This window comes from Duganella alba (assembly GCF_009674495.1).
GTDB classification, from domain to species: Bacteria; Pseudomonadota; Gammaproteobacteria; order Burkholderiales; family Burkholderiaceae_D; genus Rugamonas; species Rugamonas alba.
The window spans coordinates 119591-141677 of record NZ_WKJN01000003.1 but is presented as its reverse complement, the minus strand read 5'-3'; the positions used below and the strand labels follow the sequence as shown (position 1 = coordinate 141677).

Below are 22087 nucleotides of genomic sequence, written 5' to 3'. Positions count from 1 at the left end.
GTTTTCCCTGTTAAGTTTTAGATTAAATTTGCCGCGCGCAGCTGTTTGCCGATACGCTGGATTTCGTTTTCGCCCTGTGTCAGCGCCGCTGCGCTGGTGTGCACGGAGTAGTAGCCGGTGACCAGCTCGTGTGGATGCTTGACGGCCGAGCCGAGCACGAACTCGGTGTCGCCTTCCGCCACGAACTCGATCGCCGCATTGCCTTCCTCGAACACCGCCACTTCACGGCCGATGGTGGTGCGGCCGCTGCGCAGCGCGCCATGGGCCGGCGCGACCCAGGCCACGTCGTGGCCGGCGGGCGGCGTGTAGGTCCAGTGTTCGCCATCGGCCAGCTTCACGTGCAGATAGCTGATCGACGCGCGCGGTTGCACCGGGCTGGCGACATCGCCATAGCGGCCAAGGATTATGCGTGCTGGGCCGACATTCGGCACCTGATCCGAAGACAGGTAGCGGCTTTCGCAGGGACCGTTTTCATCTTCGGGCGGCAATGCCAGCCACAGCTGGAAACCGAGCGCGCTTTCGCCGTCGACCGGTCCGCCGTCATGCCAGACGCCGTTGCCGGCGCTCATCCACTCGACGCCGCCGGTGCGCAGCACGCCTTCGCTGCCGGTGGTTTCGCTGTAGGCGATGGCGCCGTCCAGCAGCACCGTCACGGTGGCGATGCCGGAATGCGGGTGCATGCCCATCTTGCCGCCGCCACCGGCGAGCAGGTGGAAACGGTCGAGGAAGACGAAAGGCTTGATCAGTTCGCCCGCATCGCCGGGGCTGACCAGGCGGGTGATGGCGCCGCGCGTATGGCCGGCGGTGCGGAAAGCGACTTTGCGTTGATTCATGACTTGCTCCTTGATTGCGTTGATGCGCCATCTTATGGCCGGGCAATCCATCTGAATAGCCTATATAATTGGATGGTTACCATTCAAGGAGTAGATGGATGCTGGATGCCATGTCGCTGGACCAGTTGCGCACCTTCATTGCCGCCGCCGATGAAGGCAGCTTTTCCGCCGCCGGCCGCAAGTTGCGGCGCGCGCAGTCGGTGGTCAGCACCACGCTGGCCAATCTGGAGCAGCAGGTCGGCTTTGCGCTGTTCGAGCGCACCGGCCGCTATCCGCGCCTGACCGAGGCCGGCGCGGCGCTGCTGGAACAGGCGCGCGCCGCGGTCGACGGCATGAACGCCTTCAAGGCCAAGGCGCGCACGCTGGCTGAAGGGCTGGAACCGGAACTGGCGGTGGCGGTGGACGTGATGTTCCCGATCGCCAAGTTGACGGCGGCGGTGCAGGCGTTCCAGCAGCAGTTTCCGGCCACGCCGATCCGGCTGTACGTGGAAGCGCTGGGCGCCGTGGTGCAGCCGCTGTTGGATGGCAACTGCCGGGTGGCCATCATCGGCTCGCTGCCGGAGATTCCGGCCGGCTGCGCCTCAGAATTCCTGCTCAGCGTGGCGGCTGTCGCGGTGGTGGCGCCATGCCATCCGCTGGCCGCGCTGACCGGACCGATTCCGCACCAGCAGGCGGGCCAGCACGTGCAACTGGTGCTGAGCGACCGTTCGACGCTGACGGCGGGCCGCAACTTCGGCGTGATGTCGACGCAGACCTGGCGCCTGGCCGACCTCGGCGCCAAGCACGCCTTCCTCAAGGCCGGCCTTGGCTGGGGCTACATGCCGCTGCACATGGTGGAGGACGACCTGGGCAGCGGCAAGCTGGTGCGCATCGACGTGGAGCTGCACGCGCGCCTCGGCCCCGGCTTCTCGATGCACGCAATCCACATGAAAGACCATCCGCCCGGCCCGGCGGGCCGCTGGTTCGTCAACCACCTGAAACAAGACTAAAGCCGCCCACGTTTGATATAGCTCTACCGTCCTGCCGCCCAAGCCGCTACGCTTCCAGCTTGCTTGACATCCGATTGGATCAGCCGGAGGATCACATGATGGCGACGAACAGCGACAACACGGCACTCGAAGACCTCACGCTGACGGTGAAGATCATCGAATCCAACTACGCGACGAAGGAAGATCTTGCCGTGCTGAACGGCAAGATCGATGCGTTGACAACGCGCATCGACGGAATGCCAGCACAGTTCGAGCTGGCCATGAGACTGGCGATGGACGAGGCGTTCCAGCGCCACACGGAAATGTTGTACAAAGTCTTTACCACCAAGGAAGAATTGGCCAACGCCATCTATCAGCAGACCTGGCGCATGGCGGCGTTTGGCGGCCTGCTGCTCAGTGCCGGATTCGCCTTCGCACGCTATCTCTGAAGCGCGTCAGCGATGGAATACCGCTACAAGGGCAGCCTGGCGGCGCTGGAGAATGCTGATCCGGTTGGGGACGGTGGCAGTGTCGCGCTGGTCTGTCACTATGCCGGCGCGCCGGCGACCGCTGTCTGGCGGCCCGGTCCGCGTGTGCTGGATGCCTTGCGCGTCTGGCCGGGTACGGCGATCGCCACCTTCGCCGCGCCCAGCGCCGGCTATACCTCCATGCAGGGGCAGTGCGCAGCGCTGTTCCTGGCCGCCGGCCCGCCGGACGCCGAAGGCCGGCCCAGCTATATCGTGATCCTGGAACAGGCGCCGCAACAGCGCATCCTGCCGCGCATCGTGCGCCGCTATACGCCGCAGCAGGCGAAGGGCTTGCGGCTGGCCGACTGCGACAACGCCGAAGCCTACTACCTCATTCGTTGAGCATGGCCGCGAACGCCGCCATATGCGGCTGCGCAGCCTGCAACGCGGCCGCTTCCATCAGGCGGAATTGCGCCAGCACGGCGGCGCCGGTATCGGTCAGCTGGGCGCCGCCGCCATGCGAGCCGCCCGCGGCGCTGTGCACCAGCGGTTCGCGGAAGCAGCGGTTCATCACATCGACCAGCAGCCACGCGCGCCGGTACGACATGCCCATGTTGCGCGCCGCCGCGCTGATCGAGCCGGCAGCGGCAATCGCCTCCAGCAGGTCGGCCTTGCCGGGACCAAAGGCGACATCATCATCGTGCAACAGGCGAAGTTTGAGATTGAGTTCCATGCAGTCGGAAGCACAACGGAAAGGCGCCAGTATGCCTTAAAAGTGACGCAGACAGTGAGGCGCGGTCTGCACCGGCGGTGGCGCGCTGCTGCGCTTGCATCGGCATGACGACAGCGTCGCCAGCCAGCTGTCGAAGAAGCGCGCGCCGGCCGCCTGGGCCTGCGGCGCATGCAGCGCCGTGGCGGTGCGCAGGCCGGCCAGCGTAACGCCCGGCGCGGCGGCGATTTCCAGGCAATGGCCGATCAGCCACTGCTCCAGCCGCTGCGCTTCAAACTCCGGATGGAACTGCAACGCCAGGCAGTGCGCGCCCCAGGCAAAGGCCTGGTTCTGGTACACCGCGCTGGACGCCAGGTGGCGCGCGCCGGACGGCAAGTCGAACGTATCGCCATGCCAGTGCAGCACCGCGCCAGCCTCGGCCAGATAATCGAGCAATCCCGGAAAATCATCGCCCTCGCGCCCGAGCGCCAGCGGCGCCCAGCCGATTTCCTTGACGCCGCCCGGATACACCTTGGCGTTCAACGCCGCCGCCATCAGTTGCGCGCCGAGGCAGATGCCCAGGGTAGGGCGGTCCGCCTGCAGACGCGGCCGCAGCCAGTTGATTTCCTCCGCCAGCCACGGATAGTCGGCGCTGTCATACACCGACACCGGCCCGCCCAGCACCACCAGCAGATCCGCCTCCAGCGGCGGATAATCGCCCAGCGCATCGACACCCGCCTCGATGTAGCGGATGCGATAGCCGGCCTGTTCCAGCAGCGGCCGCAGCAGGCCGAGATCTTCAAACGCCAGGTGGCGCAGCACCAGTGCCTGTTTCATCGCCTAGTCCACAATCTGTCGCACATCGACCGATTGCAGCCACTTGACGTGGCGCGGCCCGGTGCGCAAGTCCTTGCCGGAAATCAGCGCCAGTGGCCCCTCGGCCGGCGCCAGCGGCTTGCCATCGCGCTCGAACAGCACCAGCACCGAGTCGCCCAGTTCAGCGTTGAACAGCTCGCTCCACGAGAAAATCACCTTGTAGCCGTCGCTGGCGCTGGCGATCACCGCCAGTTTCTTCACCGTGTTGTGGTCGGCCGTCTTGATCTGCGCCCGCTCCAGCAGCGCGCGCAGGCGCACGCCTTTCAGCACGCTGGGCGGCGCCCCGGCATCGCGCCCCGGCAATTGCAGGGTGACGATCTGCTCCGCCGGGAAACGCCGCAACTCGTCGGCGCTGAACGATAAGGGCTGCTGCACCGCGCCGCTGACGGTCAATTGCGCAGCCGGCGCGGCCGGCGGCGCCGTCTCATGCGCCGCGGCGGACAAGCCCCAGGCCAGCGTGGCAATCAGCGCGGAGCGCAGCAACGTAGAAATCATGCGGAATTCCATTCAGGTGAGCGTTATATACTAAATTATACTGCGCTTGTGGCGTGCGCAGCCTTGATGCGCTATATTTCAGGGAATATAGCGAATTCCACGGTCCCGCCATGCCCTATCTTTCCAATGAACCTGCCGCGCCGGCCTTCCTGCACCGCATGCTGAACGCCCATCCCGACGGTTGCTGCACCCCGGCGCCCGCCATCAAGCCGGCCCCGGCCCCGGCGCCGCGCCGCGCCCGGCTGGCCGACCTGGACGCCTACCTGCACTGCTCCATCATCGGCACCTGCCTGACCACCGGCGAACTGCGCAAGCTGGTGCCGCGCTACGCCCCGCAACTGGACCGCAAGTCGGCCACCGACCTGGAAATCCATCACACGGCGGTGGAACTGTCGACCCAGGGCGAGGGCCCCGCCAAGGATTTGCACAAGGCGCTCGACACGCGCCATGCGCTGACCATCAAGCGCTTCAAGCCGGCCGCCGACGAGGCCGCGCTGGAAACCCTGTGGCGCGAGGCGCTGGCGCACGGCGACGTCCCCGGCGCCTACTGGGCGCTGCTGACCCATCCGCTGTGCAGCCATGACCTGATCCGGCTGGCCTTTGGCGACGTGCACATGCTGTCGCACCTGGTGGGCGCCTCCAACCGCGCCGATCTGCGCCGGTTGAGCGGCCTGGAAGACGAGTGCGCGCGGCTGCGCACGCAGAACGCCGCGCAACAGGCGCGCCTGCAACAGCTCGGCGCGCAGCACCATCAGGACATGGCAACGGCCGAACAGCAGGCCACGCAGCTGGCATTGCTGCGCGACCAGCATGCGGACCTGGCGTCGTCGGCGCTGGTGGACGAACTGGCGCAACTGCGCGCCGAACTGGACGCGCGCAACACCCAGCTGGCGCTGCAAAGCGGCCGCCGCGCCGAAGCCGAAGCGCTGCTGGAATCCAGCCAGCAACGCGTCGTCGCCCAGGAGCGTGAACTGCACCACCTGCGCACCGAAGCCGATTGCAGCCGCAACGAAGCGCAGGCGCTGGAACAGGCCCTGGAGCAGGCGCTGGCGCCGCAGACGGAAGCGCCGCTGCTGCCGCAACTGCATGGCCGCAGCGTGCTGTACGTCGGCGGCCGGCCGCAATCGACCACCGCGCTGACGCAACTGGTGGCCGCCGCCGGCGGCGAGCTGCTGTCGCACGACGGCGGCATCGAAGACCGCAAGGGCATGCTGTCGACGCTGCTGCCGCGCGCGCAACTGGTGGTGTTCCCGGTCGATTGCATCAGCCACAACGCCATGCATGTGACGCGCCAGCTGGCCGAGCGCGCCGGCATTCCGTGCCATCCGCTGCGCACCGCCAGCGTCGGCAGCTTCGTCGAACTGATGCGGCGCCTGGAGCGCGACCAGCGCTGGCAGCCTGCGGCGTAATCGGAGATTGCGTTAGGACGCTAACTTACCAAAGCGCGGCGCCGGCGCATCATTTTTCCATGCCCCTTATCTGCACGGAGGAATCATGCCACGCGGTGCCAGTCCCAAGCGGGAGCGCGAATACAAGAAGCTCGAACGCGAATTCAAACAGCAAGGCCGGTATGCGGGCCGGGAAGAAGAAGTAGCCGCCCGCATCGTCAACAAGCAGCGCGCCGAGAGCGGCGAGGCTGAACACACCCATCGTCCGACGCACCGCACGGCGTCGCGCCGCAAGAGCAGCAAGCGCCACAGCACGCGGCGCAGCCGCTGACCCCTACGCGCACCGATTACCGCCCCGGCCCCCATGGGCCGGCTGGCGGCGTGCGCGCATTCGTCCTGCTCAAAAACCGGCGCCGACTGCGTCCAGGTTCCCTTTTTTGATTCTGACGTGTCAAAGGACATATCGACGCACGCGGGAGCAACGCACAAATTCCAAACATGATATTACGTCAACTATTTAATGCAAATCATTCTAATTCTCATGAAACCATTCAAATTCCTCGTTTCTCTGCTGCTCATTCCCCTGTTACTGCTGACCAGTGCGTTTGCCGCTGACAGCCAGGCCGTCCCCAAGAAAGTGTTGCTGGTGGTGCGCATGGAAGGCAAGAGCCTGCCGATCGATCAGAAGATCCAGCAGCACCTCGCATCACGTGGCTATGTCGTCACCTTGCACAGCCAGTACGCCCCGGTCGATGCCGCACAGGACACCGACCTGGTCATCCTCTCGTCCACGGTGCGGTCGCGCGATCTGCTGGGCGCGTACCGCAACGTGACTGCGCCCATGCTCACCTGGGAGAGCGACCTGCTCGACGACATGGGGATGACCGCCAAGCGTGCCGATACCGATTTCGGCAAGGTGGAAAAAGAACGCTATGTATGGCTGGTCAATGCGCCGCATCCGCTGGCCGCCGGGCTGCCAGCCGGCGCGCTGAACGTCTACGAAAAGCCTGCCGCCATGAACTGGGGCAAGCCTGGCCTGGGCGCCGCCACCATCGCCACGGTGTATGGCCAGCCGGATAAAGCCGTCATTTTCGGCTACGAGAAAGGCGCCACGATGGACTACGAGTCGCTGGCGCCCGCGCGCCGTGTCATGTTCTTCCTCGATAACGAAACCTTCACCAATCTTTCCCCATCCGGACTCAAGCTGTTTGACGCCGCCGTCGACTGGGCGATGGGATCGCACTAACTCCACCACTTCAGATGAACTTCGCAATGACTACTAAATTATTCCAACGCAAGCAGCGAGTGCTGCTTGGCATCTCCTTGATTTCGACTGCGTTCCCGATGGCGGCCCGGGCGCAAGCCAGCGATCCGGCGGAACCGGTACTGCCGCGCATCCAGGTGGTGGGAGAGAAGCAACAGGACAACGAGCACAACTACACGGCGCGCAACGCCCCGAGCGTGCTGCGCTCGGCGGCATCCTTGTTCGAGACCGCGCAGTCGGTCACCGTGGTTACCGGACAGCAGATCGAGGAGCGACAGGCCAAGTCGGTCGCCGAGGCGCTGGATGGCGTGGCCGGCGTCACCAGCGGCGCCTATGGCCGGCGCGGCTGGGATGACTTCATGATCCGCGGACAGATTTCCTCGGCCCAGACCTATGTCGACGGGCTGCGCACGCAAAACTCCACCAACGTCCTGCGCGCCGAGGACATCTTTGGCGTCAGCTCCATCGAGGTCGTCAAGGGCCCGACCTCGGTCGGCTTCGGCATGGCGCTGCCGGGCGGCCTGGTCAACCTGACCACCAAACGTCCTCAGGCGGAGACGTCCTTCAACGCCGGCCTGAGCTACGGCAGCTATGCGCAGAAAGACGCCACCGTCGATCTGAACGTTGCGCCCAAGGGCAGCAGCCAGGGCGCGTTCCGCCTTGTGGCGCATGTGTCCGACCAGGACGACCCGACCGACCACGTGTACTTCAAGAGCCAGTACGTGGCCGGCTCCTACAACTTCGATCTGAACGCCCGCAATGAGCTGTCGGTCATCGCCAGCTACCAGCACCGCGAGTACATTCGCAACCAGGGCGTGCCCCTGAACTGGTCGGAGAAATACGGGCGCAGCATCTTTGTCGGCGAGCCGGACCGTCCTTACAAGGTCGACGTCTACCGCCTGGGCAGCAATTACACCCACTACTTCGGCGATGGCTGGACCTTCAAGCAGAACCTGACCGTCACCAGCGGCAGCAGCTGGACCAACTCGGTGTTTGCTGCCGGCGCGGCCAAGTTCCCCCTGGTCGCGCGTCAGATCAACAACCAGGACAAGCAGGATCTGAATGTCGCGATGGACAACTACTTCCAGCGCAGCTTCGATTTCGGCCGGATCAAGTACGACATCGTCACCGGTCTCGACACGATGCGCGAACGCAGCGACTACTACCAGCGCGTCGACAATGTGAATGCGCTCAACGCCGACACGCTGGTCTACGGCATCACCTCGACCAAGCTGGGAACGCCATCGCGCGACGTCACCTACACGCAGGATATCGGCCTGTACCTGCGCAATACGATCAAGATCGACGACCGCTGGATCGTCGGCTTGTCCGGCCGTCAGGACTGGGCGCGGGTGAAGGTGCAGCATCTGCTGGGCGGCGCCGATGCGACCAACTCGAATACGGCCTTCACCGGCAATGCCTCGCTGATGTACCGCATCAACGACGCGTTCGCGCCGTATGCCAGCTATGCGACGTCGTTCATGCCGGGAACCGACCTGGGCGCCAACGGCAGCTTGTTGAAACCTGAAACCGGCAAACAGACCGAAGCCGGCGTGAAGTTCCAGGGATATGACCAGCGCCTGCAGGGCTATGTCGCCGTCTATGACCTGGTGCGCCAGAACGTGACGGAAGCCGACGCCACGCTCGGCTACTCGGTCCAGACCGGCGAACAGGAGACCAAGGGTTTCGAGGCGGAAGTTGCGGCCGCGCTGACGCGGCAGTGGAATGTGTCCGCATCCTATAGCTACATTCCGTTCGCCAAGACCACCGAGAGCTTGACCACTACCGATATCGGCAAGCGTATCAATCTTGTTCCCAAGAGCGCGGTGGGACTGTTCACCCGCTATTATTTCAGCCCCAACAAAATGGGCTGGAACGCGGGCGCGAATGCGCGCTTCCAGAGTGCCCGCACGGCGCAACGCGGTGTCAACTATGTCGCGCTGGCGGAACACACGGTGTTTGACGTGAATGCCGGCTACGAGGCAGCTTCCTGGAGTGTGAACCTGAGCGTCAAGAACCTATTCGACAAGGAGTACATCCAGGGCACGACGCCGGCCGCGACCCTGATCACCTTCGGCAGCCCACGGACGGCGCTGCTGACGGCGAAGTTCAAGTTTTAATCTGGCCGGTGGCCCGCGTTGCGCAGTCGCGGGCCACCAACGAATCGATTGCTCTTCCGCACAAACTGCGCCATGATTGTGAAAACGATTTCAAAATAATTCACAGGGGACAATGTGCGGACAATTTCCACGATGGCGCTGCTGCTCGCCTGCGGCGGCGCGTCGGCCGCGCCTGCGGCTGATATCAAACTCAACCAGCTTGGCTTTCTGCCCGGCGCGGCCAAGGTGGCCGTTGTGCCCGATGGCGGCGCGCGCGCGTTCACGGTGGTCAAGGCCGGCAGCGATGCGGTGGTGCGGAGCGGCACGCTGGGCGCGGCCGCCGCTGCGCAGGATTCGGGCGAGACGGTGCGGCTGGCCGACTTCTCCGCGCTGACGGTGCCGGGGCGCTACCAGTTGCGCGTGGCCGGCCTGCCGGATTCGCTGCCGTTCGAGATTGGCGCTGCGGCCTATCAGGCGGTCAACGCCGCCGCCATCAAGGCTTACTACTTCAACCGCGCCGGCATCGCCCTCGATGCCAGGCAGGCCGGCGTCTACGCCCGCGCCGCCGGGCATCCGGACACGCAGGTGCTGATCCATGAATCGGCGGCCTCGCCATCGCGTCCGGCCGGCGCCGTCATCTCCAGCCCGAAAGGTTGGTACGACGCCGGCGACTACAACAAATACATCGTCAATTCCGGCATTGCCACCTACACCTTGCTGGCCGCCTACGAAGACTTCCCGGCCTTCTTCCGCGCGCAGAACCTGAACATTCCGGAAAGCGGCAACGGCGTGCCGGACCTCCTCAACGAAGCGCGCTGGAACCTGGACTGGATGCTGACCATGCAGGACCCGGCCGACGGCGGCGTCTACCACAAGCTGACCAACAAGAGCTTCGACGGCATGGTGATGCCGGCACAGGCCACGCAGCCGCGCTACGTGGTGCAGAAGTCGACCGCCGCCGCGCTCGACTTCGCCGCCGTCATGGCGACCGCCAGCCGCGTCTACGCGCCGCACGACAAGGCGCTGGCCGCGCGCATGCTGACGGCGGCGCAGGCGGCCTGGCGCTGGGCCCAGGCCCATCCGCGCGCGTATTACCGCCAGCCGCAGGACGTCAGCACCGGCGATTACGGCGACCACGACGTATCCGACGAATTCGCCTGGGCCGCCGCCGAACTGTTCATCACCACCGGCGACGCCGCCTATTACCGCGCCATGAACGCGCCGGCGTTGCAAGCTACCGTGCCGACCTGGAGCGACGTGCGCACGCTGGCCTGGCTGTCGCTGGCGCGTCATCGCAAAACGTTGAACGCCGCGGCCGACCAGGCGCTGATCGCCGCCAGGGTGGATGGGCTGGCGCAGCGCCTGGCCGCCGCCTGGCAGCAGTCGCCCTACGGCATCACGCTGCAAACCCGCGACTACGTCTGGGGCAGCAACGCGGTGGTGCTGAACCAGGCCATGGTGCTGCTGCACGCCTACCGCCTGAACGGTCGGCGCGCCTACCTCGACGCGGCGCAATCGGGCCTCGACTATGTGCTGGGCCGCAATGCCGTCGATATCTCCTTCGTTACCGGCTACGGCGCCCGTTCCACCATGCATCCGCACCACCGGCCGTCGGAAGCCGACGGCATCGCCGCGCCGGTGCCGGGCTTCCTGGCCGGCGGGCCGCAGCCGGGGCAGCAGGACAGGCAGGGCTGCGCCGCGCCATATCCGTCCGCGCTGCCGGCCACGTCCTACCTGGACAACGTCTGTTCCTACGCCAGCAACGAGATCGCCATCAACTGGAACGCGCCGCTGGTCTACGTTTCCGCCGCACTGGAGGCATTGACGCCGGCCGCCGCCAATTAATTGGTTATCATATACGCAGTCATTCTATGAGTAGTTTAACTATCGAAAGGATGCTGCATGGATTGGACCGCTGGCTATGTCTCCGACATTGAATACACCTCGGGCTTTTACCGCGAACAAAGTCCGGCCTGGCTGAACTTCGTGTGCCTGCTCAACGGCGTCGAGCCGGTGGCGCTGGATCAACCGTTCACGTATTTCGAGCTGGGCTTCGGGCGCGGCCTGACCGCGCAGCTGCTGGCCGGCGCCAATCCCATGGGGCAGTTCTATGCGGCCGACTTCAATCCCGCCCACGTGGCCGGCGCCCGCGCGCTGGCCAGGGAAGCGCAGCTGCCGAATCTGACGCTGCTGGAAAACAGTTTCGCGGAACTGGCCGAAGGGCAGGTGACGCTGCCGCAGTTCGATTACATCACCTTGCACGGCATCTACAGCTGGGTCACCGCCGAGAACCGCCGGCACATCGTCAACTTCATCGGCCGCTACCTGAAGCCGGGCGGCGTGGTCTACATCAGCTACAACGCCATGCCGGGCTGGGCGCCGGCCTTGCCGTTGCAGCGCCTGCTGGTCGAATATGCCGATGCCTTCCCCAACCGCAGCGATGTGCAGCTCAAGGGTGCGACCGAATTCATCGGCCAGCTGGAAGCGGCGCAGGCCGCCTACATGGCCGGCAATCCATCGCTGAAAATACGGCTCGACAGCTTGCGCACCGCCAATCCGCACTACCTGGTGCACGAGTATCTGCACAAGCACTGGCAACCCTTGTTCCACGCCGACGTGGCGCGCGACCTGGCGGCGGCGAAAATGAGCTTTGCCGGCTCGGCCGACCTGCCGTTCGCCTTTCCGACCCTGTACCTGAGCGAGGAGCGTCGCCAGCTGGTGGACAAGCTGCCGCATCCCGAGATGCGCGAAACGCTCAAGGATTACCTGCTCAATACCGCCTTCCGCAAGGACGTGTTTGTGCGCGGCGCGCAGCGCATCGGCACCCAGCGCCAGTCCGACCTGCTGGGGCAGGTGGGCCTGACGCTCACCGTGCCGCGCGCCGACGTGTCGCTCAAGCTGAAACTGCCGATGGGCGAGGCCGACGCCCGTCCCGACATCTACAACGTCGTACTCGACGCGCTGGCGCAGCGTCCGCATACGCTGGCCGAACTGGCCAGGCTGCCGGGGCAGGGCGTGTCCTCGGTCATCCAGATCGCCGCGCTGATGAGCGCATCGAGCCAGACCGCGTTCTACTTCCCGGCCAACGCGCGCGCGGCGGGCGACGCGGCGGCGCGGCTCAACGCCACGCTGTCGGCGCAGACGCGCTACAGCGACGAGCATCAGGCGCTGTGTTCGCCGCTGCTGGGCTGCGGCGTCTCTGCCAATTATGTGGAACGGCTGTTCTTCGCGGCGATGCGGCAGCAGCCGGCCGATCTGACGCCAGGACAACTGGCCCGCGTCGCCTGGGACATCATGGCGCCCAGTGGCCGGCGCCTGCAACGCGAGGGCGTCACGCTGGAAGCGGCGGAAGACAACCTGGCGCTGCTGACGCAGAACGCGCAGACCTTCCTGACCATCACGCTGCCGCTGTGGCAATCGTTGCGCGTGGCGTGACGCGCCATGCCAGGGTTCATGTTATTTCCTCATACAGCTCTGCCATAGCCTATATACTGCCTGCTTGTGTCCTGTACAAATGAGGAAAGTATGCGGTGGAGCCGGTTTGTGTGGGCGCTGGTATGGGGACTGTTCAGCCTGGCCGCACTGGCGGCCGCCCCGGCCGACGACCTGTCCTTCGAGCGCCGGCGCTGGACGCTGGTGGATGGCGCGCCGGGCCAGGCGTTCGGCATCCAGCAGACCATCGACGGCCTGATCTGGTTTGCGTCGCCGTCCGGCCTGTATAGTTTTGACGGCGTCAAGTTCAAAAAGGAAAACCAGGTCTACGGCCACAAGCTGCTGTCGATCAATACCACGACCATGAACGTCCACCGCAACGGCGAGGTCGCGGTGGGCTACAATTTTGGCGGCATCAGCATCATCTCGCCGCGCGGCGCGCGGCACTATGTCGCCGGCGTCGATTTTCCGCTCGGTTCGACCCGGACCCTCAGTGTCGATGCCGACGGCACCTGGTATGCCGGCACCACCAACAGCCTGGTGCGTCTGAAAGACGACAAGTGGATCGCCGTGGCGCACACCCCGCTGCCGGGGATGCTGGAAAGCATCTGGTTCGATCTGGATGGCGCCTTGTGGGCCCTCAACGGCGATGAGATTTATGTCTTGCCCAAAGGCGCCGAGGAGTTCAGGTTCGTCATGAAATACGGCGGCCGCGGCACCGCCAATCTGTTCAGGCGGCGGCTGCAAGTCAAGCTGGCCGACGGCAGTTTTGCCAGCCTGAGCGCCGACGGCAAGTCCACGCCGTTCAAGCTCGACAATGCGAAGGTGTACCAGACCATTGTGGCCGGCCCCAACGGCACGGTGGTGGCGACACGCGGCGAAGGCTTCTCCCGGCTGGTCCAGCGCGCCGACGGCACCTGGTACGAATCGGAATTCTATCCGCCGGTGTCCGGTTACGGCGCCGGCGCCGGCAGCGGCAGCGTCGGCGTCAGCATGTACCGTGACCGGGAGGATAATTTCTGGCAGACCACGCTGGAGGGCGTGGAGAAGTTCCGCCTGCAGCGCTTTCATCGCATCAAGAAAAACGACATCATCTGGCTGGTGCAGCCTGGCCTGGGCGATGAAATGTGGATGGGCGGTTACAACGATCCGATGCTGCGCGTGAGTCCTGACGGCAGCAGCCGGCCCACCAGCATGAAGGCGGCGACCGCCATGCTGCGCGCGGCGGCCGACCACATGTGGGTCGCTGTCCAGGGCGGCGTCTGGGAATTCCATGCCGGTGACGAGCACTTCTGGGAATTCCCCGCGCAGGTGGACAAGGCGTTCGATGTCCAGGCGCTGGCGCTGGACACGGACGGCAAGCTGCTGGTGTCGATCGCGCGCCACGGCCTGTGGACATTTGAACAGGGCGTGTGGCGCCAGGACCAGCGGCTGCAGGGCCTGAAGGACCCGACGCCGATCAGCATGCTGCGCGACAGCCGTGGCCAGGTATGGCTGGGCTTGACCAACAACCGCCTTGGCGCCTTGACGCCGCAGGCGCTGACGCTGCTGCCGGCCGGTCAGCTCCAGGTGGGCAATGTGCTGGCGATGGCCGACATCGGCGGCCATCTGCTGGTCGGCGGCGAGAATGGCGTGGCGTGGATCGACGGCGGCCGCGCGCTGGCCATGCGCTTTGAGCGGGACGGCCTGGTACAGCAGGTCAGCGGGATGGTGCGCGACCATCTCGGCCAGTTATGGATGCACAGTAACAGTGGCCTGGTGGTGGTCGCGTCCAAGGCGTTGCAGGCATTCTGGCGTTCGCCGGATGTGCCACTGGCCACCGAGTTATTTAACTTTGAGGATGGCGTCAGCGGCACCGCCGCCGCTGTGCGGCCGCTGCCGACGCTGAGCGTGGATAGCCGGGGTCGGGTCTATTACGCCACGACATCGCAGGCTGGCTGGATCGATCCGGCCGACATCCGCCGCAATCCGCGTCCGCCTGACGTCCTGATTCGGAACCTGCGCGCGGGGCAGGACGACTTCCATCCGGCCAACGGCATGCAGTTGCCGGAACATACCACCGCCATCGACCTGAGCTTCACCGCGACAGCGCTGTCGGTGCCGGAGCGGGTGCGCCTGAAGTACCGGCTGCAAGGCGTGGACGCCGACTGGCAGGAGGCCACGCGCGAGCGCAGCGCGCACTACACCAATCTGCGCCCCGGCCCGTACCATTTCCAGGTCGTCGCCGCCAATGAGGACGGCGTGTGGAATATGCAGGGCGCCGAGCTGCGCTTCGTCATCCAGCCGGCGTTCTGGCAGACCACCTGGTTCCAGCTGTTGTGCACGCTGCTGGTGATGCTCGGCGTGGCCTTGCTTTATCGCTGGCGGATCGCCGTCGTCAAGCAGCGCACCTTGGCACTGGCGGAAGCGCGCGCCGGCGCCAGGCTGGAAGCCACGCTGCAGGAGCGCGGCCGCATCGCCCGTTCCTTGCACGACAACCTGCTGCAGGCGGCGCAGACGCTGATTCTGCGCTTCCATACGCTGAACGACCGCATGCCGCAGGAACCGGACCTGCGAGCCAAGCTCGACAAAGTGCTGGACTATGCCGAACAGCTGGTCGAGAGCACCCGCGACGAAGTGGTGGCCTTGCGCCGCATGCCCACCTGCGACGAACTGTATGCCGAGCTGAAAGCGTCGGTGGCCGCCACCGCGGCCGGCGCCGAGGTGGCGATGAGCTTTGCCACCACGGGAGAAGTGCAGCAGCTGCAGGACGATACCGCCAGCGAAATCGCCTATGTGCTGCGCGAAGCCGTCTGCAACAGCGCCAGGCATGCGCACGCCAGCCGCATCGAGGTCACGCTGCACTTCGGCGCGCTGGCGCTGGAAGGCGCGGTCATCGATGACGGCGTCGGCCTGGGCAGGCAGCCGGCTGCCGCTGGCCACTGGGGCATCATCGGCATGCGCGAGCGCATCCAGCGGCTTGGCGGCGCCATCGACATCGGACCCGGCGTCCGGGGCGGCGTCAGCGTGCGCTTTTCGATTCCGGCCGTGCTGGCCTATCGGCCGGCCGCCAGCCTCGCCACCAGCTGAACGCATACAGCGCCAGCGTGGCCATCGCCATGCCCAGGCCCAGCCGGTTCATCCAGTCTTCCTCCGGCGCGCAGCTGGCGCACAGTTTCGATGTCAGCAGCTGCACGCCGCTGACGGCGCACAGGATAATGATCGGCCAGCCGATGCGGCGGCGGAAGCGCTGGATCGCCTGCGCCCCGGCGCTGGCGGCGATGCGCGCCGTGGCGTAGCCGTCCAGCGTGTCGGTCAGCGCCATGCCCAGCACGAACACACCGGCCGCCTGCAAGGCGCTCCCGGCGCCGCCCGCCAGACTGGTGGCGGCATAGCCCCAGGCGAAGGCCTGCAACATGCTTTCCACGCCCAGCGCGAACAGCATGCCGACACCCAGCGCGGCCAGCGGCCCCACCGCCGCCAGCGGCGCCAGCAGGCGAGCGGCAAGCGCGCTGCGGCCGCGACCCTGCTGCGGCCACATCAGGCTGCGCGCATTCAGCACGGCCAGCGTCAACAGCAGGATGCCGGGCAGCCACTCCAGCGCATCCAGCGCGCCGAGCAGGGCCGGGGCTGGTTGCAGCCAGGTTGACGCCATGCTGGTCAGCGCCACCATCAGCAGCACGACCACGCCGTGGCCCAGCGCGAACAGGGCGCCCATCCACGGCGCCACCGCCGGCCGCGCGCGCATGGTGAGGCCGTCGATGGCGGCCAGGTGATCGGGCGCCAGCCCATGCCGCAGCCCCAGCAGCAGGGCCAGTTCGAGAGTCGGAAGCGCTTCGCTCATAAAACATCCTTAATGCAAGTCAATTGCGTTATTATAGCGATAAACCGGCGGCGTGCACGCGCTGGCAGTGACAAGTTCGCTTTCTTGCCTGTAGAATTCGGCTTCATACGTGAATGGTGCCCCGCATGCTTGTCAGCTGCGGGGTGAAACGGGAAGCCGGTGACGCGCGCGATTTTCATTGCGCGCCAGTCCGGCGCAGCCCCCGCTGCTGTAAGCCTGACGACGTTGACCGAACGCCACTGTGCATCGCACGGGAAGGCAAGGTCAGCCAAGGATGAAGGCGAGCCAGAAGACCGGCCAGTCACGATTAATGCGCCAAGCCCGGGGTGTGGTTTGGCCTGTTAATTGTTCGTTGTCGTTTTCCGATCAGTCACTGTCATCGCGCGCTTTGCCGTGCGTGTGTCCGTTCGTCTGCGCGCCGAATTTCCCAACCCTTCACTGAAGAGAAGTCGTCATGAGCCATTCCCCGACCAGCAGTTCCACGTCCCTGCGTCCCATCGTTGCCGCCATCGCCCTGCTGGGCGCCGCCGGCGCCTGGGCCGAACAACCCGATGTCATGCCCACCGTGACCGTGCAGGGCGCCGCCGGCAACGATGGCCTGGGTCTGACGCGCCAGAACGCCACCGCCAGCCGCCTGAATCTGACCGCGCAGGAACTGCCGGCCAGCGTGGAATCGCTCAGTGCCGACACCATGCAGGCGCGCGGCGACCTGCTGGTGAAGGATGCGGTCACCCGCACCACCGGCCTGACCGACATCAGCTCGCCCGGCAACGGCGTGGCCTATTCGGCGCGCGGCTTCACCGGCAACGGCTCGATCGCCATGCTGGAAAACGGCCAGCGCCCGCAGGTGGGGTCGGGCACGGCGACCTATCCGTCCGATCCGTGGGGCTATGAATATATCGAAGTGCTGCGCGGCCCCGGTTCCGTGGTGTATGGCAGCGGCACCACCGGCGCCACCATCAACGCGGTGCGCAAGGCGCCAAGCCGCATCAGTTCGATGGAGGCAATGGCCGGCATCGGCGGCGGCGAAGCCTTGCGCGCCGGCGTCGGCGCCACCGGCGCGTTGGGCGAGCACGGCGCGTTCCGTGTCGACGCCTATGCCGACCACAGCGACGGCTTCATCGACCGCGGCGACGCGCGCCACGGTAAAGTGCTCACCAGCATGACCTACGCGCTGACGCCGGACCTGGACCTGGATCTGCAACTCGACCATCTGGAGCAGAAACCGCAGCGCTACTTCGGCACGCCGCTGGTCAACGGCGGCCTGTCGCGCGCGCTGCGCGACCAGAACTACGACGTCGGCGACGCCGACATCTCCTTCGCCGACGACAAGGCGGTGGCGCGCCTGACCTGGCGCTGGTCGCCGTCGCTCACCATCAGCAACGAGCTGGCCTACATGAAGGCGCGCCGCAACTGGCGCAACGCCGAGTACTACCACTACGACGCCGCCACCAATCTGGTCGAGCGCAGCGACTACATCGCCATCCACCACGACCAGGAGCAGACCGGCAACCGCCTGGAAGCGCGCTGGAACGCCGGCGCCAACCGTGTGGCGGCAGGCTGGGAAGCGTCCACGATCAACTTCCTGCACACCAATAACTCGCCATACGGCGGTTCGTCCACCGTGACGCCGACCGGCTTCGATCCGGGCGTGTTCGACAGCCCGGACCCGCTGCTGCCGAACTTCAAAACGCACACCATCACCAATGCCTTCTACGTTGAAGACGCCTACAGCCTCAACGAACAGCTGCTGTTGCTGGGCGGCCTGCGCCACGACCGCTACAAGGTCGACCGCGTCAGCCTGCTGGGCGCGGCCGGTTTCAACGCCACGCTGCAATCGAACACCGCGCGCCTTGGCCTGACGTGGAAGCTGGACCGCAACACTGCGCTGTACGGCCAGTTGAGCAGCGGCAGCGATCCGGTCACCAGCCTGCTGTCGCTGAACCTGGCCAACAGCAACTTCAAGCTGACCTCGTCGCGCCAGGAGGAGGTGGGCGTCAAGCAGTCGCTGGCCAACGGCAAGGTTGAGTGGACGGCGGCGCTGTACCGCATCACCAAGGACGACATTGTCATGCGCGATCCGGCCAATCCGGCGCTGTCGATCCAGGGCGGTTCGCAATCGTCGCGCGGCGCCGAGCTGACCGGCAGCGTGGCGCTGGCGCAGGCCTGGCGCCTGGAAGCGAACGCGGCCTACACCGACGCCAGGTTCGACCAGCTGATCGAAAGCGGCAGTCTGTCGCGCGCCGGCAACCGTCCGTCCGACGTGCCGAAGGTGTCGGCCAACCTGTGGCTCAACTACCGCGACAACGGCTGGCGCGCCGCCGCCGGCGCCCGTTATGTCGGCGAACGCTTCATCGACAACGCCAACAGCCAGTCGGTGCCGGCCTACACCACCTTCGACGCATCGCTGGGCTGGAATATCAGCCGCAACGTGCAGGTGCAGCTCAACCTGCGCAACCTGACCGACAAGCTGTACGCCGTCACCTCCTACAGCGACAGCCAGTACCTGCTGGGCGATCGCCGCCACGCCGAGCTGACCGTGCAGTGGCGTTACTGATCATGAGTTCCTGGAAGCGTCAGGCGCATTTGTGGCACCGCTGGCTGGGCATCGTGCTTGGCTTGCTGGTGCTGCTGTGGTTCGGCTCCGGCATCGTCATGATGTATGTGCCGTATCCGGCGCTGACCGAGCAGGAACGCATGGTCTGGCTGACGCCGCTGGAAGCGCGGCAGGTCCGCTTCAGCGCCTGGGATGCCTGGCAGGCCGCAGCCAGGCCCGGCGTGCCGGACGAGGTGCGGCTGACAGCGGTGGCCGGCCGCGCGGCCTACCACTTCAAGGCGGATGGCCATTGGCTGTCCGTGTGGGCCGACGACGGCGAAGCGGTGCAGGTGACGCCGGCGCTGGCCTCCGCCAGTGCCGTGAGCGCGGCGTCCGGCGCGACGGCGCTTGCCGCCGAGTTGATCGACATCGACCAGTGGAGTTTCGGCAGCCTGCAAGACCACCGGCCGCTGTACCGCGTCAGCGCCAACGATGCGGCCGGCAGCGTGCTGTATGTGTCGAGCCGCACCGGCGAACTGGTGCGCGACACCACGTGCAGCGAGCGCGCCTGGAACTGGGCCGGCTCGGTGATCCACTGGATCTACTTCACGCCGCTGCGCACGCATGGCCAGCCGTGGCGGCAGGTGGTGATGTGGATCTCCGGCGCGGCGCTGTTGCTGGTGATGCTGGGCATGGTGCTGGGCATCCAGCGGCTGCGGCTGCGGCGCCGCTATGCCGGCGGCCGGCGTTCGCCGTATCGCGACTGGCAGGCGTGGCATCACTGGCTGGGACTGGGCATGGGCACGCTGATGCTCACCTGGCTGTTCAGCGGCTGGCTGTCGGTGACGCCGTTCGACTGGCTGGCGTCGCCGGGCGTGACCGCGCGGGACCGGCTGGCGTTCGCCGGCGGCCCGCTGGACCACGCCGACCTGTCGCTGCCGGCCGCGCAGATCATCCGGCATCATCCCGGCACGCTGGAACTGACATGGCGGCGCGTGGACGGCCAGCTGTACCTGAGCGCCCTTGACCGCGCGCAGCGCCGGTTGCTGAACGCATCAGGCAATGTTGTGCCGTCGATCCCGGCCGCGCGCCTGCTGCACGCCATCCAGGCCACGCGGCCCGGCACGCCGTTGCAGACGGCGGACCTGCTCACCAGCGAAGACAATTATTACTACAGCCACCACCGCCAGGCGAGCTTGCCGGTGCTGCGCGTGCAATTCCGGCTGGCCGATGAAACCACCTTCTACATCGACGCCGCGCAAGGCTGCATCGCCGACTACGCCGACCGCAACAGCAAGTGGAACCGCTGGCTGTTCAACGGCCTGCACCAGCTGGACTTCGCCGCCGTGGTGCGCGCGCGGCCGCTGTGGGATGTGCTGGTGATCGTGCTGTGCGTGACCGGCACGCTGTCGGCGCTGACCGGCGCGGTGCTGGGCTGGCGCCGTCTGCGGAGGTAAACCAGAGGGCAGCAGTATTTCTTATCGATACGCGCGTGTGGAACTAATTGGCCGATATTGCCGTAAGTCCACATACTGGTCTGGTCGCTCATTCGCCAACCAAGGATAGATATGAAAACCCTCTCGTTCTCCCAAAAATTATGGATACCCTCGGTGCTTGCGCTGCTGTGCATGGCCGGCTTGTCGGCGTATGGCGCCTGGGAGCAACGCGCGCTGCGCATCGATGAACGGCGCGCCGACTTGAGCAATATTGTCGATGCGGCCATGAGCATCGTGGAAGACTATAGCGACATGGCCAGCAAGGGCCAGCTGACGCCGGAGCAGGCGCGCACCCAGGCCCTGCAGCGGCTGAAGAATTTCCGCTACGGCAAGGACGGCTACATGACCGTCACCGATTCCCGCGCCGTGGTGGTCATGCATCCCTTCCTGCAGCAGATGACCGGCAAGAACCTGAGCGACTACAAGGATGGCAACGGCGTGCACGTGTTCCAGGAAGTGGCCGACATCGGCCAGCACGGCGGCGCCGGTTACGTGCGCTATTCCTATCCGCGTCCGGGCAGCACCGCCGAGGAACCGAAGCTGATGCGCGTGCGCCATTTCGGTCCGTGGGACTGGAATTTGAGTTCGGGCGTGTACGTCGACGATATCGAGCATGCCTTTACCGGCGCACTGCTGCGCGCCCTGGTGCTGCTCGGCGCCTTGAGCGCGGCCCTGGCCACGCTGGTCATCATCATCAACCGCAATCTGCTCAAGGAACTGGGCGGCGAACCGGCCTACGCCGCGCAGATCGCCAACCGCATCGCCGCCGGCGACCTCAGCGCCGCCGTGACGACGCGTGACGGTGATAGCACCAGCATGCTGTTCGCCATGAAGCGCATGCAGACCATGCTGGCCCGCACCGTCGGCGCGATCCGTGGCGGTTCCGACACCATTGCCAGCGCCACCGGCGAGATCGCCAGCGGCAACCTGGACCTGTCGGCGCGCACCGAGGAACAAGCCAGTTCGCTGGAACAGACCGCCGCGTCGATGGAACAGCTGACCGCCACCGTGCGCCAGACCAGCGACAACGCGAGCCAGGCCAACCAGTACGCGGCGGCTGCGGCCGAAGTGGCGCGCAAGGGCGGCGACGTGGTGGCCAAGGTGATCGACACCATGGCCGCCATCGACGTTTCGGCCGGCAAGATCGCCGAGATCATCGGCGTCATCGACGGCATCGCGTTCCAGACCAACATCCTGGCCTTGAACGCGGCGGTCGAGGCGGCGCGGGCCGGCGAACAGGGGCGTGGCTTTGCCGTGGTGGCCACCGAGGTGCGCACGCTGGCGCATCGTTCCGCAGCGGCGGCCAAGCAGGTCAAGGAATTGATCGGCAATTCCAGCGCGCAGGTGCAGGCCGGCTCGGTGCTGGTGCGCGACGCCGGCAGCACCATGGGCGAAATCGTGGAGAGCATCGCCAGCGTGCGGCGCAAGATGCAGGAAATCGCCGACGCCAGCGCCGAGCAGACCGTCGGCATCGAACAGGTCAACCAGGCGGTCGGGCAGATGGACCAGGTGACCCAGCAGAATGCCGCGCTGGTGGAGGAGGCGGCAGCGGCGGCGGCGTCGTTGCAGGAGCAGGCGGCGCAGCTGACCGCCGCCGTGGCCGTGTTCCAGGTGGCGCCTGCCGCCGGCGGCGCGGCGCCGGTGCGCAACAGGCGCCCTGCCTTAAGTATGAGTCTTGTCTCTGCACATTGATTTCATATG

General features: G+C 66.0%; 18 protein-coding genes and 1 riboswitch. Of the genes, 13 read left to right on the top strand and 5 right to left on the bottom strand.

Features of this window, described 5'->3' with window-relative positions:
- Positions 1-17 precede the first annotated feature (17 nt).
- Positions 18-833 carry a pirin family protein gene (locus GJ695_RS03925; protein WP_154362305.1) on the bottom strand — a complete coding sequence of 272 codons (816 nt, stop codon included), beginning with the start codon at positions 831-833 and terminating at the stop codon, positions 18-20.
- A 98-nt stretch (positions 834-931) separates the two neighbouring features.
- On the opposite strand from GJ695_RS03925, the gene GJ695_RS03920 reads away from it, so the two are divergent.
- From GJ695_RS03920 to GJ695_RS03910, 3 genes are all read left to right on the top strand, one after another.
- Positions 932-1822: a LysR family transcriptional regulator gene (locus tag GJ695_RS03920; protein ID WP_154362304.1), complete on the top strand. Its 891-nt coding sequence runs from the start codon at positions 932-934 to the stop codon at positions 1820-1822.
- Between the two features lie 95 nt (positions 1823-1917).
- Positions 1918-2250, top strand: coding sequence for a hypothetical protein (locus GJ695_RS03915; RefSeq protein WP_154362303.1), 333 nt, complete (start codon positions 1918-1920; stop codon positions 2248-2250).
- Positions 2251-2262: 12 nt separating this feature from the next.
- The gene (locus GJ695_RS03910) at positions 2263-2670 is read left to right on the top strand and encodes a BPSL0067 family protein (protein ID WP_154362302.1); all 408 of its coding nucleotides are present in this window, start codon (positions 2263-2265) and stop codon (positions 2668-2670) included.
- Here the strand turns inward: GJ695_RS03910 and GJ695_RS03905 are convergent.
- Genes GJ695_RS03905 through GJ695_RS03895 form a run of 3 tightly spaced genes read right to left on the bottom strand, consistent with a single transcriptional unit; the run spans position 2660 to position 4348 of the window.
- A complete protein-coding gene (locus GJ695_RS03905; RefSeq protein WP_154362301.1) occupies positions 2660-3001 on the bottom strand; it encodes a winged helix-turn-helix domain-containing protein in 342 nt (113 codons plus the stop codon). The two genes, GJ695_RS03910 and GJ695_RS03905, sit on opposite strands and share 11 nt — an antisense overlap.
- Positions 3002-3037: 36 nt before the next feature.
- Positions 3038-3814 (bottom strand): glutamine amidotransferase, encoded by a 777-nt coding sequence (locus tag GJ695_RS03900; RefSeq protein ID WP_154362300.1) that lies wholly within the window; start codon positions 3812-3814, stop codon positions 3038-3040.
- A 3-nt stretch (positions 3815-3817) separates the two neighbouring features.
- On the bottom strand, positions 3818-4348 hold the full coding sequence (locus tag GJ695_RS03895) for a molybdopterin-dependent oxidoreductase (protein ID WP_154362299.1): 531 nt from the start codon (positions 4346-4348) through the stop codon (positions 3818-3820).
- A gap of 110 nt (positions 4349-4458) precedes the next feature.
- On the opposite strand from GJ695_RS03895, the gene GJ695_RS03890 reads away from it, so the two are divergent.
- From GJ695_RS03890 to GJ695_RS03860, 7 genes are all read left to right on the top strand, one after another.
- A complete protein-coding gene (locus tag GJ695_RS03890) occupies positions 4459-5757 on the top strand; it encodes a DUF2325 domain-containing protein (protein ID WP_154362298.1) in 1299 nt (432 codons plus the stop codon).
- Between the two features lie 85 nt (positions 5758-5842).
- Positions 5843-6067, top strand: coding sequence for a hypothetical protein (locus GJ695_RS03885; protein ID WP_154362297.1), 225 nt, complete (start codon positions 5843-5845; stop codon positions 6065-6067).
- Between the two features lie 210 nt (positions 6068-6277).
- Entirely contained in the window at positions 6278-6982 is a 705-nt protein-coding gene (locus GJ695_RS03880) for a hypothetical protein (RefSeq protein ID WP_154362296.1), read from the top strand.
- A 26-nt stretch (positions 6983-7008) separates the two neighbouring features.
- Positions 7009-9120 (top strand): TonB-dependent siderophore receptor, encoded by a 2112-nt coding sequence (locus GJ695_RS03875; protein WP_154362295.1) that lies wholly within the window; start codon positions 7009-7011, stop codon positions 9118-9120.
- Positions 9121-9234: 114 nt separating this feature from the next.
- The gene (locus tag GJ695_RS03870; protein ID WP_371866480.1) at positions 9235-10944 is read left to right on the top strand and encodes a glycoside hydrolase family 9 protein; all 1710 of its coding nucleotides are present in this window, start codon (positions 9235-9237) and stop codon (positions 10942-10944) included.
- A 57-nt stretch (positions 10945-11001) separates the two neighbouring features.
- The gene (locus GJ695_RS03865) at positions 11002-12534 is read left to right on the top strand and encodes a class I SAM-dependent methyltransferase (RefSeq protein WP_154362294.1); all 1533 of its coding nucleotides are present in this window, start codon (positions 11002-11004) and stop codon (positions 12532-12534) included.
- 108 nt (positions 12535-12642) lie between these two features.
- A complete protein-coding gene (locus GJ695_RS03860; RefSeq protein WP_166455076.1) occupies positions 12643-15600 on the top strand; it encodes a sensor histidine kinase in 2958 nt (985 codons plus the stop codon).
- Here the strand turns inward: GJ695_RS03860 and GJ695_RS03855 are convergent.
- Positions 15533-16354, bottom strand: coding sequence for a HoxN/HupN/NixA family nickel/cobalt transporter (locus GJ695_RS03855; protein ID WP_154362292.1), 822 nt, complete (start codon positions 16352-16354; stop codon positions 15533-15535). The genes GJ695_RS03860 and GJ695_RS03855 overlap by 68 nt on opposite strands.
- Positions 16355-16451: 97 nt before the next feature.
- A riboswitch (cobalamin riboswitch) is annotated at positions 16452-16670 on the top strand.
- 138 nt (positions 16671-16808) lie between these two features.
- Here GJ695_RS03855 and GJ695_RS03850 point away from each other — a divergent pair.
- The 3 genes from GJ695_RS03850 (at position 16809) to GJ695_RS03840 (ending at position 22078) form a co-directional block, all read left to right on the top strand.
- Complete coding sequence (locus GJ695_RS03850) at positions 16809-18911, top strand: TonB-dependent receptor (RefSeq protein WP_154362291.1); 2103 nt, start codon at positions 16809-16811, stop codon at positions 18909-18911.
- A 2-nt stretch (positions 18912-18913) separates the two neighbouring features.
- Positions 18914-20347 (top strand): PepSY domain-containing protein, encoded by a 1434-nt coding sequence (locus GJ695_RS03845; protein ID WP_154362290.1) that lies wholly within the window; start codon positions 18914-18916, stop codon positions 20345-20347.
- A gap of 111 nt (positions 20348-20458) precedes the next feature.
- Positions 20459-22078 carry a methyl-accepting chemotaxis protein gene (locus GJ695_RS03840; RefSeq protein ID WP_154362289.1) on the top strand — a complete coding sequence of 540 codons (1620 nt, stop codon included), beginning with the start codon at positions 20459-20461 and terminating at the stop codon, positions 22076-22078.
- Positions 22079-22087 lie beyond the last annotated feature (9 nt).

Excerpts from the sequence above, each read along its gene's own strand:
- GJ695_RS03885 (WP_154362297.1), top strand. The coding sequence starts at position 5,843 with ATGCCACGCGGTGCCAGTCCCAAGCGGGAGCGCGAATACAAGAAGCTC.
- GJ695_RS03840 (WP_154362289.1), top strand. The coding sequence starts at position 20,459 with ATGAAAACCCTCTCGTTCTCCCAAAAATTATGGATACCCTCGGTGCTT.
- GJ695_RS03890 (WP_154362298.1), top strand. The coding sequence starts at position 4,459 with ATGCCCTATCTTTCCAATGAACCTGCCGCGCCGGCCTTCCTGCACCGC.
- GJ695_RS03925 (WP_154362305.1), bottom strand. The coding sequence starts at position 833 with ATGAATCAACGCAAAGTCGCTTTCCGCACCGCCGGCCATACGCGCGGC.
- GJ695_RS03865 (WP_154362294.1), top strand. The coding sequence starts at position 11,002 with ATGGATTGGACCGCTGGCTATGTCTCCGACATTGAATACACCTCGGGC.
- GJ695_RS03850 (WP_154362291.1), top strand. The coding sequence starts at position 16,809 with ATGAGCCATTCCCCGACCAGCAGTTCCACGTCCCTGCGTCCCATCGTT.
- GJ695_RS03880 (WP_154362296.1), top strand. The coding sequence starts at position 6,278 with ATGAAACCATTCAAATTCCTCGTTTCTCTGCTGCTCATTCCCCTGTTA.
- GJ695_RS03875 (WP_154362295.1), top strand. The coding sequence starts at position 7,009 with ATGACTACTAAATTATTCCAACGCAAGCAGCGAGTGCTGCTTGGCATC.
- GJ695_RS03920 (WP_154362304.1), top strand. The coding sequence starts at position 932 with ATGCTGGATGCCATGTCGCTGGACCAGTTGCGCACCTTCATTGCCGCC.
- GJ695_RS03855 (WP_154362292.1), bottom strand. The coding sequence starts at position 16,354 with ATGAGCGAAGCGCTTCCGACTCTCGAACTGGCCCTGCTGCTGGGGCTG.
- GJ695_RS03905 (WP_154362301.1), bottom strand. The coding sequence starts at position 3,001 with ATGGAACTCAATCTCAAACTTCGCCTGTTGCACGATGATGATGTCGCC.
- GJ695_RS03895 (WP_154362299.1), bottom strand. The coding sequence starts at position 4,348 with ATGATTTCTACGTTGCTGCGCTCCGCGCTGATTGCCACGCTGGCCTGG.
- GJ695_RS03845 (WP_154362290.1), top strand. The coding sequence starts at position 18,914 with ATGAGTTCCTGGAAGCGTCAGGCGCATTTGTGGCACCGCTGGCTGGGC.
- GJ695_RS03910 (WP_154362302.1), top strand. The coding sequence starts at position 2,263 with ATGGAATACCGCTACAAGGGCAGCCTGGCGGCGCTGGAGAATGCTGAT.
- GJ695_RS03915 (WP_154362303.1), top strand. The coding sequence starts at position 1,918 with ATGATGGCGACGAACAGCGACAACACGGCACTCGAAGACCTCACGCTG.
- GJ695_RS03900 (WP_154362300.1), bottom strand. The coding sequence starts at position 3,814 with ATGAAACAGGCACTGGTGCTGCGCCACCTGGCGTTTGAAGATCTCGGC.